An 11,845-nucleotide genomic window follows, 5' to 3' on the forward strand; every position below is an offset into this window, starting at 1 on the left:
ATGCAGGACGGTTCAAACATATCCTCCATTTCCGAAAAAGGGAAGACACTAAAGGATTTTATCCCTTTGGTCTTCGCATTTTTTGGTTGTTTGGTAGTTTGGGCCCTGTACCAAAACATACGACTATACTTTTCCGGGGCGTTGGATGGTTTCCTCAATAAGAGCTTTTTTTTACTTGTGATGCATCATATCGGCTTTTCCGCAGTCTTGGCCTTATGTTCCGCATTCCTGTTCAATTTTTTGGAGCAAAAGAAATTCGGCCTGGGACTTAAAACCACTAGAATTATTTTTCTGGCCTTTCTGATACTTGAGGGATTTCTTATCGAATACTATGTTCAGAACTATGAAATTCTGGGGTTTGGAATTCTCTCTACCTTACAATCGAATAGCTCCGGCTTTTCACTTTTTCCCATGCTGCTGACACTTCCTTTGGTAGCGGCCTTGTTTTACCATTTGTGCAAGCGTTTCGTATCCGTGTATAGACTCATTAGCAGAATGTACCCTTTTACCATTATTCTTTTTAGCATTTTTTTGGCTACACTCAATTCGGATAAAAAACCGATAAATGAAAATAAGGCTCAACACTTGATCGTTAGTTGGGCCAAAAACACCTTCGATTTCAACACCTATGAAGGCACAAAGGATTATCCTCTTTTAGCATCCTATGTTCAAAAAGATGATTTGGCACCCTATTTCAATTTAAAAAAGGAGAAACCTCATATCGTATTTCTAATTGTAGAAGGCCTGGGGTCGGATTTTATTGGCCAAAATCCCCGATACCCCGGATTTACCCCATTTCTGGATTCATTGCAAAACCAGGCTTTGGTCTGGGATAATTTCATAAGTAATACCGGAGAAAGTGCCGCGGCCCTTCCGTCCATAATCGGTTCTTTACCATTTGGAGATACCGGGTTTACCAATGAAGACGGTTTTATCCATAGGCATACCCTCTTTGGGATTCTTAAGGACAATGGATATAACACTTCTTTCAATTATGGCGGGAATAGTGCCTTGAACCGTTTTGATCGTTTTTTGGACGAAGAACGCGTAGATCGAATATTGGACAAGAATAATTTTGGGGATGCATATCAACTTCAGGACGAAGATGCTGCAGGGATTTCTTTGGGGTATCCGGATAAAGATCTTTTTAAGCGAGGCGTATCCTTGCAAGAATCCTTTAGCGGCCCAAGGATGGATGTGTTTCTCACGTTAAGTACCAAATCTCCATACCTTGTTCCAAATCGGGAGCATTATGGGAATAAGGTCGACCATATAATAAAAGAGTTATCCCTGGGAAACCGAGAACGCAAATTGGTCAGAAACCACAACGAAATTTTTGCCAGTCTCATATATACGGATGAGGCAATAAAGACTTTTATCAAGGGCTACAAGCAAAATCCCCAGTATGCAAATACCATTTTTATCATCACGGGAACCCACAACCTTACCGACTTACCTCAAAAGGATGAGTTAAGCAGATACAAAGTGCCTTTAATGATTTACAGTCCTTTGATCAACTCCCCAAAAAGGATCAAATCTTTGGCTTCCCATGTGGACATAATGCCTTCCCTGGTTTCCCTTTTGGATAATGAATACGGGCTTAGGGTGCCGCAACAAGTCGGATGGTTGGGAGAAGGCCTCTTAAGCCCGGAGACTTTTGACGTACTAAAACAGATTCCTCTCTTGAGAAGTAAAAACAATGTCCAAGATTTTATTACGGGACCCTATTACTTGACTGATAATTCCATGTATGAAATGGACGAAAATTTGAACCTAAACGAGTTGGATAACGATGAAGTGGAAGAACAGATTAGAAACAACTTTATATACTTTAAATCGGTAAATACGTATGTAACGAGCGCTAACAAGATCATACCGGGAGAAGCGGCCATTTTCGCATCCATAAAGGCAGATTTCAGCAAACAGGATATGGTCTGGATACAGAGCGTTTTTAACGGTAATGATTTTGATAGGGCCTACGAAACGGCACGCAATTTAGCCCATGGCCAAGAATGGAAGCGGGCGCTGTTGTTATGCAGCTATATCTTAAATGAAATACCACGTCATGCGGATACGGAAATTTTAATGGGTAGAATTTATGCTTGGCAAAAGGAGTACACCCGATCCATAGCAGTTTTGGAAGAAGCTATACGCAAATACCCAACGTATGCGGATGGGTATGCTGCACTATTGGACACTTTTTTTTGGTCGGACCAGCATGATAGGGCATTGGATTTGTCCAAAAGGATAAAACAAAATGGTATTACTTCCAAGGAAGTTGAGAACAAAATCCTACGCGCCAAGAAAAAGTTGAAACCCGAAAAAGAGACCAAGGATTTTAACCTTATTCAAAACACTATGGCAGAAACAACATTTACGGAAAATTGAAGAATCTCAAAGACATATCTTTTATTCTCATTTGCCTATATAACTTGGCATGTTGGGGCCAGGACTTGGCCTACAACGGTAATCCGGACACCTCCTTTTTTGCGGCAAGGGATTTGGCTTTTGAGGGCAACAGACCGGTGGCCCGCGACACTTTGAAAAGTATTCTTACCAAGTATCCAGACTATGTAGACGTTAGAAACCTCTTGGCTAAAACATATAGCTGGGACAAAAAATATGATGAGGCCCGGAAGGAGTTCAACAAGATTACCTCGGTAGAGCCTAAAAATAAGGAAGTATGGGTGGCGGCCATAAAAAATGAACTTTATGCCGAGGAACACTACATTGCCCTTGGTTTGGCCAACAAAGCCTTGAATCATCTTCCCACGGATTCTGACTTGCAATCACTACGTGAGCAGGCCTTAAAAGGTCTGTCCGAATTGGAATCAAAAGAAACGGAAACCTTGGCGGAAGCTTCGGAAGAAACAACCTTGAACAATAGCATCGGGATTTCCAACGCATTCGAGATTTTCGATATTGCCTATGAACCTATGATGTATACCAGTTTGGAATACCAAAGAGAAACAAAAGCGGGAAAAATAATTCCACGTTTAAACTATGGTAACCGTTTTGAAATCCAGGGACTTCAATACGAGTTGGACTTTTATCCCAAGTTCTCAAAAAAGTTTTACGGCTACCTGAATTACGGAATTTCAAAATCTGCTATTTTCCCCAATCATAGGGTAGGGGCGGAAGTGTTTGCCAACTGGCCAAAAAACATGGAGATTTCCATGGGAATGCGATATTTGGATTTTGATACCCTAAAGGCCAATATCATTACCGCTAGTGTGGCCATTTACCATGGTGATTATTATTTTTCGATCCGACCTTACTTTTTACCTAATATAAATAATAGCGTTGGTTTTTCCGGGAACCTTCTGGCCCGGAGATATTTAAAGGACGGATCAAATTATCTAGGAATCAATATCGGAATGGGCTACTCCCCGGAATTAAGACAATTACTGGACGGGGAAGAACTCTTGGCGGAAACGGTACTGTACATAGAATCGCAGCAGGCCATATTGGAGTATCAGTTTTCCGGAAAGAAGAACCCTAACCTGTACCGGGCCAATCTTGGTTTGGGACGCCAAGAATTGATTTTTGAATCCGGGCGATTTTTTTGGGTGGTATCCGCTGGAATTACCTATCAGGTTAAGTTTTAGAATGAATAACATCGGTGAAATACCAATTAATTCGATGAAATACAAAGCTTGAATTGCCCTAAAAACCAGAAGTCAGCAGCTTTAACAAGTTTTACAACTAAAATTATCGAATACACCACAATTAATTGATTTTAGCCTACGTTAATAGTAAGTTTATATCATATTATAAAGACAAACCCAAATCAATACCGATAGTTTTCGGCAATAACTTAACCTTAGACATCATGCTTTACGACACCTACGGGGAGGAATACCTAACCTTCTTACAAGAGTTAAATGAAATTTTAAGTTTAAATGAGTTGACCGAACTAGACTATATGTAGTAGAACGGTATAGTTCGTTTTAAAACCAAATCTTATGGCAAATCAAAATCCAGACAACGCAGCATATTTGAATTTCATTGAAGATTTAAATGAAATTCTGGTAGATTTTAATATCAACAAACTAAGTTATTCTTAAGTGTTTAGTGTATTAGTTGTAGAAAACCCCATAGGTTAAAACCTATGGGGTTTGTTCTTTTATAGCTATTTGACGTTAGCCCAAATAGGCTTTCAAAAGCTTACTTCTAGAATTATGACGAAGTTTGCGAATGGCCTTTTCCCTTATCTGCCGGACTCTTTCCCTAGTGAGGTCAAAAGTCTGTCCTATTTCTGCCAGGGTCATGGACTGCTGGTCTCCGATACCATAATACAGCTTTACCACATCCGCCTCCCTAGGTGATAAGGTGTCCAAGGCTCTATTGATTTCCGTATTCAAGGACTGTTGCATCAAAATTTTATCTGGCCGTGGAGATTCGCCAGAACGTAATACATCGTACAAATTGGAATCCTCTCCCTCCCGTAATGGGGCATCCATGGAGACATGCCTACCCGAATTTTTCATGGATTGTTTTACCTCGGTAACCGTCATTTCCAATTCCTTGGCTATTTCCTCGGCAGAGGGTGGCCGTTCATGGGCCTGTTCCAGATAAGAAAATGTTTTTTTGATTTTATTGATGGAACCTATTTTATTCAGTGGAAGCCTAACGACCCGGGATTGCTCGGCCAAGGCCTGCAAAATAGACTGTCTGATCCACCAAACCGCATAAGAAATGAACTTGAAACCACGGGTTTCATCAAATCGCTTGGCCGCTTTTACAAGGCCTAGATTGCCTTCGTTTATGAGGTCGGGCAACTTCAACCCCTGATTTTGATATTGTTTGGCAACGGAAACCACAAATCGTAAATTGGCATTGGTTAATTTTTCCAATGCTGCTTGGTCCCCGGCCCGGATACGCTGTGCTAATTCTACTTCTTCATTTGCATTGATCAGATCAATTTTACTGATATCCTGCAGGTATTTGTCCAATGATTTTGATTCTCTATTGGTAACCTGCTTGATAATCTTTAACTGCCTCATATATATATTTTGGATTTTGATGTTCTACAAGTTCTCATTATACATTTTTATTGCGTCTTTTCCAAAGACATAAGAGAATTCTTATACAGAATTTATGACAAGTTTATGATTTGTTTTGGGAATCTTAGCTAAATCTATCCAGTTCTTCTATTTTTGGGCTTAAATCCCGATTTTATGGGCAAAAGAGCCCTTGTAAAATACCTGTCCGATCTTCCAAAAAAGGAACTTGAAGAACAGCTGCTGGACCTTTATATGCGTTTTCCAGTGGTTAAGGAATACTACGATTTTGTATTCAATCCCAAAGAGGAAAAGCTCATACAGCAGGCCAAGACCAAAATCTCCAACGAATATTTCCCGGTAAAACGAAAACGACCTAAGGCTCGCAGATCCGTGGCCCAAAAGTCTATCAAGCATTTTATAAAACTAGGAGTGGAGCCTTATCTTGTTGCTGATGTAATGCTCTATAATTTGGAGGTGGCCCAAACTTTTGAATCGGAAAAAAATGTTCCGGATGCTTTTTACAAAAGTATGTTGAACTCCTTCAAGGAAGTGACTCATTTTTTGGTGCTAAATGGAGCGGTAGAGGATTTTAAAGAAAGAATACTAAAAATTTACCAAAACGTTCAGGACAACCGTTGGCCCTATGCCGAGGATTTTTCACGAGCATTGGATATATTGGAAAACTAATGGCAATCGTAATTATAAGACAGGACGGGAAAATCCCAGAATGGAAGGAAGCATTATCCGCTGCTTCTCCAAGTACACCGATTTACAGTTATTTGGAAGAACATCCCAAGGAAGCCATTGAAATGGCCTTGGTCTGGAAACATCCGCCAGGGGCATTGCGGCCATATAAAAATTTAAAATGCATTTCCGGATCCGGCGCAGGAGTTGATTTCATCTTTAACGATAAGGAAGCGCCATTACATTTGCCCATAACCCGGGTTGTAGATCAAGTACTTGCCAAGGATATGTCCGAACACGTAATTGGCGTTATTTTGGCTTATTTAAAAAACCTATATACCTACAAGGTGGATCAGGCCAATAGGGTATGGAAACCTTTGCAGTACAAGCGTATGGGAGACTATAGAATTGGTATCCTTGGAATGGGAGCTTTAGGTGTTGTCCTCGCAAAAGATTTGCTTCACTTTGGCTTTCCGGTTCAAGGTTGGTCCAATTCCAAAAAGAACATCGAAGCAGTTAGGTCTTTTGTTGGGCAAGATGAACTATCGGATTTTTTGGATACCACACAAGTTCTGGTATGCCTTCTACCATTGACCGAGAATACCACCGGGATTTTAAACAAAACCCTTTTCCAACAACTGCCCAAAGGTGCATTCGTAATTAATGTGGCAAGAGGAGGACATTTGGTGGATGAAGATTTGTTGGAAATGTTGGATAACGGGCATCTGTCCGGAGCCGGATTGGACGTGTATCAAGAAGAACCTTTGCCTGTTTCCCATCCTTTTTGGGCACATCCCAAAATACATATGACCCCGCACTATGCCAGTGTTTCCGATACCCGATCCGTAGTGCCTCAAATTTTGGAAAACTACAGAAGGCTTCAAGCAGGGGAGCCCCTCTTGAACTTGGTCTCCAAGGAACGTGGGTACTAATTTTTTGATTTCACGGAATAAATTTCTTCTAAGGACAAAATTCTATTAATTTTGTAAAATTGGGCCGATGGCAATCGACCCAGTCTGAATAAGTAATCAAGATCCCTAAGATTTTACCCCATTGGAAAACCAAACTACGGAGAAAACACTTTATGATTACCAAAGAGAAGACCTGAATACAATTTTCAAGTATTTAGGCGAAATGCCAGAAGGCTCCAATTTGCTATACCAACTACCCACGGGAGGCGGTAAAACCGTTGTTTTCTCGGAAATTGCCAAAAGGTATATCAGCCAGTCCCGAAAAAAAGTAGTGGTGCTTACCCACCGAATAGAACTGAGCATTCAAACCTCAAAAATGCTGACCGGATTTGGGGTTAAAAATAAGATTATCAATAGTGAGGTAAAGGAATTTAGCGATCAGGATGAGTACATGTGCTTTGTTGCCATGGTGGAAACGCTTAATAATAGATTGCAGGAAGAAAAGGTAGAGATTAAGAATATCGGCTTGGTCATTATTGACGAAGCCCACTATAATTCCTTTCGCAAGTTGTTCAAATATTTTGAACACTCCACTATCTTGGGAGTTACGGCCACGCCCTTGAGCTCCAACATAAAACTTCCCATGAAGGATCACTATCAAAAATTGATCGTAGGGGAGTCCATTACATCCTTGATTCAAAAGAAGTTCCTGGCCAAGGCTAATCTGTATCATTACGATGTAGGCCTACAAAGTCTTAAACTGGGCATTAGTGGTGACTATACCGTAAAATCCTCGGATGAACTCTACGGTAATCAAAGTATGTTGGGAAAGTTGCTGACAGCTTATCAGGAAATTGCTTTGGGTACCAAGACCTTGATTTTTAACAATGGTATCAATACTTCCCGGTATGTATATGAAACGTTTAAGAAGGCGGGATATGACGTTCGCCATTTGGATAATAAAAATAGTGCCTCGGAAAGGCGTGAAATATTAGATTGGTTTTCCAATACCTCGGATGCCATATTGACCTCCGTAAGTATCTTGACTACCGGTTTTGATGAACCTACTGTAGATACCATTATTCTAAACCGAGCAACGCGATCCCTGACCCTATACTTTCAGATGATTGGCCGGGGCTCCCGAGTCTTGCCCAATAAAAATGAGTTTACCGTAGTGGATCTGGGAAACAATATAGCTCGTTTTGGCCCATGGGATGCACCTATTGATTGGCAGGAGATTTTCCATTTCCCGGATTTTTACCTGGAGAATATAAAGAATGATGAGGAAATAGAGCGGGAATTTGTCTATGAAATGCCTCCGGAACTACGGGCCAAGTTTGCTAAATCGGATGAAATAGAGTTTGATATAAAGGAAGAGTATAAAAAAGTATTTGCCCAGGGCCTCAAATCCAAGACCGTTCTAGAACGCAGTATAGAACAGCACGCACAAATCTGTGTAGAAAATGCCGAGGATGTCTTTGATGCCCGTATTTTGGCCAAAGAACTCAAGGAAGAGATTGCGTATCGCGTTCGCCAGTATTCCTACTGCATCATGAACAATACCAAGAACTACAAGGAATGGTTGGAAGAGGATTATGAGAGAAAGCTCCGTTCCAGTATCTCCAGGAGATTTGCGGCCAAAATGTAATTCTTGAAAATACGAAATTGAAAATGGCATGTACTTGAGCTTGAACTTGAGTTTGATACTTAAACTTTGCCTTTGAAAAAACTTCTCATAATAGGTTTCACATGGCCAGAGCCGGCCACTACCGCTGCAGGGAATCGTATGCTACGGCTTATCCGTTTTTTTCTGGCGCAGGGGTATCATGTTTCATTCGGAAGCACCGCCAAGGAAACGGAATATTCCATGGATTTGGAATCTTTAGGTATTAATAAGGTCCCGTTGTTATTGAACGATTCCGGTTTTGATGTTTTTGCAAAAGAATTGGCCCCTAACATGGTTCTCTTTGATCGTTTCTTGACAGAGGAACAGTTTGGATGGCGCGTAGCGGAATTTGCACCAAATGCCCTTCGCATTTTGGATACGGAAGATCTTCACTCTCTTCGGCATGTACGGGAGAAATGTCAAAAAACTGCAAAGGAATTCACACTTTCCTTATGGAAGCAGGAAAACATTACCAAAAGGGAAGTGGCCAGTATCTATCGTTGCGACCTGTCCTTGATCATCTCCCATTATGAAATGAGATTATTGGAAGAGGTTCTAAATATCGATTCGACTTTGTTGTGTTATTTGCCCTTTATGTTGGAATCTAAAGATGTCCCAGAAGTAAGGGAATGGCCAAAGTTTGACGATAGAAACGATATTATCTGTATCGGAAATGGGAAACATGCGCCAAACGTAGATGCCCTTCAGTGGTTAATCGATTGCATATGGCCTATAATCCGAAAGGAACTTCCAAAAGTACACCTTAAAATCTATGGAGCCTACCTTCCACAAAAGCTGAAGCAATTGCACAATCCCGAAAAAGGGCTTTGGGTAGAAGGTTGGGTAGAGGATATAGATACCATAGTTCAGAAAGCAAGGCTGGTTATCGCACCGTTACGCTTTGGTGCGGGGGCTAAGGGAAAACTGATTACCGCCATGCAAAATGGAACTCCCAGTATAACCACTTCCATTGGGGCAGAAGGTATGCAAGGAGAGAATACATGGCCCGGTAAAATAGCAGATGATGTTAATAATCTGGCCCAGGCCGCCATTGCACTTTATCAAAGTAAGACCGAGTGGAAATTGGCCCAACAAAAAGCAATAGAATTAATCAATACGTTCTATAGTGCAAAAAGGCATTCCCAATATTTAAGTATGCGTTTAGAGGAAGTCCAAAAAAATCTGGAAAAGCATCGCGACAAAAATTTTGTGGGCAGTATGTTAATGCAGCATACGCTTAGTAGTACGAAATATCTTGGAAAATGGATAGAAGCAAAGAATAAGAAAGCCTAGCCCAAAGTGACTTCAGCTTTTCGAAGTTCGGCCACAGATTCTACGCCCAACTGTACCATATTGTTCTTTAGGTCATCTATTAAAATATGAGCTATATGGTCTCCTCCAAATTTCCCTAAGGCAGCCACGCCCCAAATGAAAGGCCTTCCGGCCAATACAAAATCAGCTCCAAGATAAAGGGCACGCATGGCATCCAGACCGGTACGGATACCACTATCAAACAGTATAGGTGCCCTGCCCTTTACTTCCTTTACAATATGGGGTAGGGCATCCAAGGCCGTAACAGCCCCGTTGAATTGCCGACCCCCGTGGTTGGATACATAGATACCATCCAAACCGATTTCCACAGCCTTCGCCGCATCCTCGGGGTGGAGAATTCCCTTTAAGACCACGGGGCCTTGCCATAAAGTCTTCAATTCCTGGCAATAGTCCCAGTCCAAGGTTCCGCCCAATCGGTTGCCTACAAAACCACTCACAAACTTCATATCATTATTGTTCGTGTAATGTTCCACGGTCCGTAATCGGGGCAAGCCATGTAATAGGGTATGATACGTCCAGCTAGGGTGGGTCAAACCCTGCCATAACATTTTAGGTGTAATCTTGGGTGGCATGGAAAGTCCGGCCCGTTTACTACGTTCGCGCCTACTTGCCATGGGCACATCTGCCGTAACGACCAAAGTGTGAAAACCGGCATCTTGGGCCCGTTCCAAAAGTGAATGCAGCAAAGGTTTGTCCTTGGGCGGATACAATTGAAACCAGCCCATATCCCCTATGAAATTCCCAACGGTCTCCGGGGTTTCGGTAGCCACGGTGCTTAAACAAAAAGGAATCTGGAGACGTTTCGCAGTGGCGGCCAAAAAACGTTCTGCCTTGGGCCACATCAACCCTGTTAGTCCAACTGGGGCCATGCCGATGGGAGCAGCATAGGTCTTGCCAAATAGCTTGGTTTCCATGTTCACTTTCAAGGGCCCCTTGCAGAACCGTGGGATAAAGTTAATCCTTTGAAAAGCAGTGAGATTCCGACGTAGCAAAGCCTCATCGCCTGTGCCCCCATCCAAATAGGCCAAAGCTACTTGGGGCATTCTTTTTTTGGCCTTTTCGGCCAACTCCATTACAGCAGGGTAACGGTTGGAAAATTGTTCCCGTTTCTTTTCGTAACTCATGGAATGAAAATACGGGAATTTGGTCAAAACCTAGTTTCAAAGAGGGCAAAAAATTAGAAGGCTATTGTTTTCATTGGTCCAGATTTGTTATTTCTTCCTCTATCTTTTGCTTTACCTCCTGGGCCTGTATTTTAATATCTTGCCATCGTGATATTTGCTCCTGATTGCTACCAAACTTTAAAAGTACCATTTTCCAGAAATCCCTATTGGTTTTGAGGGCTTCCAAATCGGTACTTTGTAAGTCGGAAATGTTATGGACATTAAGCCCCAAGGATGAAAAACCCTCACGATTCATAAAAAGAGTCTCTATAAAAAGAGGGGTGATGGATTCATCTGTTATTTGTCGGGTAGTGCCGTCAGTATCGCTTTCCCTGGCGTTGCGGTAATAGTCGAAAATGTTTTGCCGTAAGGTTTCATTTTGTACATAGCTCATTTTACCCGAGGAGACGGCTTCATCAAAAATACCGCTATTACTTTTAAAGTATTGGTCAATAACAAACTCGAAAGATTGTTGGATAAAGCTAGACTTATCGATGCTATCCGTTTGGTGCAATAATTGTAAAAGACTATCTAACCTGCTTAGACGTTCCTGGGATAGTTGGGTATTATTATCGATTTGCAGGATGTCCAATCCTATTTCGTCGGAAAGGTTTGCCAAAAGTGCTATTTCTTTTTCACGTTCTTTTTTATATTCACTGTAGTTGTTTAATTGCAAGGCGATCAATATACCAATGACTACCAATACAATTTCACCAATGGCGTAAAGCAGGTATTGACTGAGTTTGTTTTCAGTAAGTAGTTGTTTTCTGATGTGCCTAAAGAACTTGAACATATCTGATTTATTTACAACTCCAACGCTACGGGCTGGCCCCTTCACTAAAAATGTCTACCCGCCGTTTAACTTCGTTCAATTTCGGGCAAGCCGGACATTTTCTAAACGTTCGGTCCTGAAAGAATTTTAGCATCACGGGCTGTTTATCACAAAGACCAACATCTAATATAAAGTTTGTTTTTATACTTCCCTAAACCGATAGTTTTTAATTGTTCAGACCGATAACTAAATTTAATGAAATTAGGGGTGTCATTTGCAGTAGCTAGATAAAGCATGCAAATTATCCCGCA

9 protein-coding genes are annotated in these 11,845 nt (G+C 41.5%); 6 read left to right on the top strand and 3 right to left on the bottom strand.

Features of this window, described 5'->3' with window-relative positions:
- Together ACP2AF_RS15205 and ACP2AF_RS15210 are read left to right on the top strand one after the other, a co-directional pair.
- Entirely contained in the window at nucleotides 1-2,388 is a 2,388-nt protein-coding gene (locus tag ACP2AF_RS15205) for a sulfatase-like hydrolase/transferase (RefSeq protein ID WP_425237001.1), read from the top strand.
- Nucleotides 2,385-3,608, top strand: coding sequence for a YaiO family outer membrane beta-barrel protein (locus ACP2AF_RS15210; RefSeq protein ID WP_425237002.1), 1,224 nt, complete (start codon nucleotides 2,385-2,387; stop codon nucleotides 3,606-3,608). Before ACP2AF_RS15205 ends, ACP2AF_RS15210 begins: the two co-directional genes overlap by 4 nt.
- Before the next feature lie 534 nt (nucleotides 3,609-4,142).
- Here ACP2AF_RS15210 and ACP2AF_RS15215 read toward each other — a convergent pair.
- Entirely contained in the window at nucleotides 4,143-5,006 is an 864-nt protein-coding gene (locus tag ACP2AF_RS15215; protein ID WP_120711242.1) for a sigma-70 family RNA polymerase sigma factor, read from the bottom strand.
- Nucleotides 5,007-5,180: 174 nt separating this feature from the next.
- On the opposite strand from ACP2AF_RS15215, the gene ACP2AF_RS15220 reads away from it, so the two are divergent.
- From ACP2AF_RS15220 to ACP2AF_RS15235, 4 genes are all read left to right on the top strand, one after another.
- Nucleotides 5,181-5,693: a DUF6155 family protein gene (locus ACP2AF_RS15220; protein ID WP_425237003.1), complete on the top strand. Its 513-nt coding sequence runs from the start codon at nucleotides 5,181-5,183 to the stop codon at nucleotides 5,691-5,693.
- Nucleotides 5,693-6,622 carry a 2-hydroxyacid dehydrogenase gene (locus ACP2AF_RS15225; protein ID WP_425237004.1) on the top strand — a complete coding sequence of 310 codons (930 nt, stop codon included), beginning with the start codon at nucleotides 5,693-5,695 and terminating at the stop codon, nucleotides 6,620-6,622. Before ACP2AF_RS15220 ends, ACP2AF_RS15225 begins: the two co-directional genes overlap by 1 nt.
- Nucleotides 6,623-6,743: 121 nt before the next feature.
- Nucleotides 6,744-8,249, top strand: a complete 1,506-nt coding sequence (locus ACP2AF_RS15230) for a DEAD/DEAH box helicase (protein ID WP_425237005.1) — start codon at nucleotides 6,744-6,746, stop codon at nucleotides 8,247-8,249.
- Between the two features lie 72 nt (nucleotides 8,250-8,321).
- A complete protein-coding gene (locus ACP2AF_RS15235; protein ID WP_425237006.1) occupies nucleotides 8,322-9,560 on the top strand; it encodes a glycosyltransferase in 1,239 nt (412 codons plus the stop codon).
- On the opposite strand, the gene ACP2AF_RS15240 is transcribed toward ACP2AF_RS15235, so the two are convergent.
- Nucleotides 9,557-10,723: an alpha-hydroxy acid oxidase gene (locus ACP2AF_RS15240; protein ID WP_425237007.1), complete on the bottom strand. Its 1,167-nt coding sequence runs from the start codon at nucleotides 10,721-10,723 to the stop codon at nucleotides 9,557-9,559. The genes ACP2AF_RS15235 and ACP2AF_RS15240 overlap by 4 nt on opposite strands.
- A 70-nt stretch (nucleotides 10,724-10,793) precedes the next feature.
- Entirely contained in the window at nucleotides 10,794-11,555 is a 762-nt protein-coding gene (locus ACP2AF_RS15245; protein WP_425237008.1) for a DUF6090 family protein, read from the bottom strand.
- Nucleotides 11,556-11,845 lie beyond the last annotated feature (290 nt).

The organism is Ulvibacterium sp., from assembly GCF_965248315.1.
Lineage (GTDB): Bacteria > Bacteroidota > Bacteroidia > Flavobacteriales > Flavobacteriaceae > Ulvibacterium.

Excerpts from the sequence above, each read along its gene's own strand:
- ACP2AF_RS15215 (WP_120711242.1), bottom strand. The coding sequence starts at position 5,006 with ATGAGGCAGTTAAAGATTATCAAGCAGGTTACCAATAGAGAATCAAAA.
- ACP2AF_RS15245 (WP_425237008.1), bottom strand. The coding sequence starts at position 11,555 with ATGTTCAAGTTCTTTAGGCACATCAGAAAACAACTACTTACTGAAAAC.
- ACP2AF_RS15240 (WP_425237007.1), bottom strand. The coding sequence starts at position 10,723 with ATGAGTTACGAAAAGAAACGGGAACAATTTTCCAACCGTTACCCTGCT.
- ACP2AF_RS15225 (WP_425237004.1), top strand. The coding sequence starts at position 5,693 with ATGGCAATCGTAATTATAAGACAGGACGGGAAAATCCCAGAATGGAAG.
- ACP2AF_RS15220 (WP_425237003.1), top strand. The coding sequence starts at position 5,181 with ATGGGCAAAAGAGCCCTTGTAAAATACCTGTCCGATCTTCCAAAAAAG.
- ACP2AF_RS15205 (WP_425237001.1), top strand. The coding sequence starts at position 1 with ATGCAGGACGGTTCAAACATATCCTCCATTTCCGAAAAAGGGAAGACA.